General features: G+C 67.8%; 4 protein-coding genes. All 4 read right to left on the bottom strand.

Annotation, left to right across the window (positions count from 1 at the left end; genetic code table 11):
- Positions 1-41: 41 nt before the first annotated feature.
- Complete coding sequence (locus tag QUB77_RS31445) at positions 42-623, bottom strand: plasmid pRiA4b ORF-3 family protein (RefSeq protein WP_333323767.1); 582 nt, start codon at positions 621-623, stop codon at positions 42-44.
- A complete protein-coding gene (gene tnpC, locus QUB77_RS31440) occupies positions 620-2,191 on the bottom strand; it encodes an IS66 family transposase (RefSeq protein ID WP_333323765.1) in 1,572 nt (523 codons plus the stop codon). Before tnpC ends, QUB77_RS31445 begins: the two co-directional genes overlap by 4 nt.
- A gap of 81 nt (positions 2,192-2,272) precedes the next feature.
- Positions 2,273-2,608 carry an IS66 family insertion sequence element accessory protein TnpB gene (gene tnpB / locus QUB77_RS31435; RefSeq protein ID WP_333323763.1) on the bottom strand — a complete coding sequence of 112 codons (336 nt, stop codon included), beginning with the start codon at positions 2,606-2,608 and terminating at the stop codon, positions 2,273-2,275.
- Positions 2,605-2,898: IS66-like element accessory protein TnpA (tnpA, locus tag QUB77_RS31430; protein ID WP_333323761.1), on the bottom strand; the 294-nt coding region annotated here is incomplete at its 5' end. The genes tnpB and tnpA, both read right to left, overlap by 4 nt.

Below are 2,898 nucleotides of genomic sequence, written 5' to 3'. Positions count from 1 at the left end.
GTAAGCGTCCAGCCAACCCACCTTGACGCGGGCCGCTGAACTCAGCGCAGCTTGCGGATCGCCATGTTGGCCGCATTGATGCTGAAGGCGTGCGGGTCGAACGGCCCACCCCACCAGCGCCAGTGATCGGCGTGCTGCTCGTGCTTTGGATCGCGCATGGCCTGCAGGAAGTCCATGTAGCCTGGTGGTCCGCCCACATCCTCAGGCGGGCAGGCGTTCTCACCGGCCACGCACATCGGCCAGTCGTTGTGCCCCTCTTGAACCGGCAGACGTTCCTCCACCGTGATCCGGTGATCCCAGCCATCGCCGAAGTCGTAGCTGTAGGCGAAGGTCTTGGTCTGCTCGCCCAGCACCTGCGCGATGGTGAACTTGCGCTCATCGAGCATCTGGCTGCTGCCGATCCACTCTTCGTCGGGAATGCCGTAGCGCTGCTGCCCGATGCGCCAGTCGTGCAGGTGGCTGTTGGTCCAGCCCATGGCCGCTTGCACGATCCGATCGAGTTTGGAGAGCTTGAGCGTCTCGGGCACGAGGATGCGCCGCCAGATCAGCGGCTCGATGTGCTGCAGCTCGATGCGAAGCTGGTAGACGTTGTGGGCCTGTAGGCGCTGGAACTTGGTGCTCATGCCGCCAGTGTCGCAGCCTCAGGCGGGGTCCTCTGCCAGCGATGGGGCAGCAGCTCGCCTATCTGGCTGGCCCGCTGCAGCGGCAGGCGTGTCATCACATCGCGCAGGTAGGCGTACGGGTCGTGCCCGTTCACGCGCGCCGACTGGATCAGGCTCATGACGGCCGCGGCCCGTTGGCCGGCGCGCAGGCTGCCGGCGAACAGCCAGTTGTTGCGCCCGATGGCGATCGGTCGGATCTGGTTCTCGATCCCGTTGTTGTCCACCGGCAGTTGCCCGTCTTCGGCGAATCGGATGAGTGCGGCCCAGCGCTTGAGGCTGTAGTCCAGCGCCTTGGCTGTCGCCGAGCCGTCGGGCACCTTGCGCCGCTGCAGCGTCATCCACGCGTGCAGGGCGTCCAGCATGGGCCGGGTCTTATCCCGGCGGATCGCCAGGCGCTGCTCGGTACTGAGCTCCTTGACCTCGCGCTCGATCTCGTAGATCTGTGCGAACTGCTGCAGCGCGGCCTCGGCGATCTGGCTCTGGTTGGCCGCGTGCAGGTCGAAGAACTTGCGCCGCGCGTGGGCCAGGCAGCCCACCTCGGTGACGCCGCTGGCGATCAGGGCCTTGTAGCCGCTGAAGTCATCGCAGACGAGGCCACCTCGCCACTCGCCCAGGAAGCGACGGGCGTGCTCGCCCGAGCGGCTCTCGCAGAAGTCGTAGATCACTGCCTTCATGCCCTCGAACGCGCCGGGCGCGTAGGCCCAGAGGTAGGCGCGGTGTGTCTTGCCGTCTCGCAGGTTCGCGGGCTTGAGCATGGCTACTGGCGTCTCGTCGGCGTGCAGCACCCGGTGGGTGAGCATCTCGTCCTTGAGCGCGTCCACCAGCGGTTGCAGTTGCACGCCGCAGGCGCCCACCCAGGCCGCCAGGGTGGAGCGCGGGATGGCAAGGCCCGCCCGCGCAAAGATCGCCTCCTGGCGGTACAGCGGCAGGTGGTCGGCGTACTTGGCCACCAGCACCTGCGCCAGCAGCCCGGTGGTGGGGATGCCCTTGTCGATGATGTGGGGTGCCAGCGGCGCCTGCGTGATCGTCTCGCACTTCGCGCAGGCCCACTTGCCCCGGATGTGACGCTCCACCGTGAACACGCCGGGCACGTAGTCCAGCTTCTCGGCCACGTCCTCGCCCACACGTTTCATCTGGCAGCCGCAGGCACAGGTGGTGACGTCAGGCTCGTGGCGGATCTCGCGCCGGGGCAGGTGCGCGGGAAGCGGCAGTCGTTTGGGTACCTTCTTGTCTTCGGCGCTGGCCGGGGTCTGCGCCGCCTGCAGCGCGTCGATCTCGCTGGCCACGGCGGCCAGGTCGGCCTCGATCTCGTCTTCGAGCAGGCTCTTCTGCTCGGGGTTGAAGCGCTCCGACTGGGCAGAGAACTTCATGCGCTTCAAGAGCGCGTTCTCGTGCGTGAGCTTGTCGATGATGGCCTGCTTGAAGGCCAGCGCCTGATCCTTGGCGGCCACCGCCTGCAGCACGTCGTGCAGCACAGCGCGCAGTTGCTCTGCGCTCAGGCCCTCCAGGGATTGCGGCTCCAACACCATGGGCGTTGACTGTGCCAGCACCGCTGCGGCCACGCCATCGGCGCATGCCCCAATTGGCAGTGCCCCACATGACGATCAGAGTCAAAGCACGGTGATCACCCCGCCATCACCCAGGCGCTGCCAGGGCAGGCCCAGCACCAGGGCGTCGAACTGTGCGCGGCTGAGCGTTGCGGTGCTGGCCGCGTCACCACGCGGCCAGACGAACTTGCCGCGGTTCAAGCGCCGCGCCGCCAACCACACGCCGATGCCGTCATGCACCAGCACCTTCATGCGGTTGGCACGGCGGTTGGCGAACAGGTAGGCGTGGTGCGGGCGCGCAGCGCCGAAGACGGCGACCACGCGGGCCAGCGCGGACTCGGTGCCCGAGCGCATGTCCAGCGGCTCGGTGGCCAGCCACAGGGCATCGACGCGGATCACCGCAGCAGCTCGCGCATCCAGACGGCGCACTGATCGGCCGCTGCCAAAGGCCAGCTCAGCGTGATCTGGGTGGCGCCGCGACGCAGCTCGATGCGGATATCTGGCGCCGGCGCGCAGGTGGCCGGCGGGAGTGAGACGGGAACGAAGGCCGGCGTTGCAACGGCAGGCAGTGCCCCGCTGGCCAGACGGCGCCACTTGTGCACGACGTTGGCATTGATGCCGTGCGCCATGGCAATGCTGGCCACCGACGCGCCGGGCTCGGCGCACTGGGCAAGGATCTGCTGCTTGAG

The sequence above is a fragment of the Microcoleus sp. AT9b-C3 genome (assembly GCF_036705485.1).
Lineage (GTDB): Bacteria > Cyanobacteriota > Cyanobacteriia > Cyanobacteriales > Microcoleaceae > Microcoleus.
The sequence above is the reverse complement of the archived record's forward strand: the minus strand, read 5'-3'. Positions and strand labels throughout refer to the sequence as shown.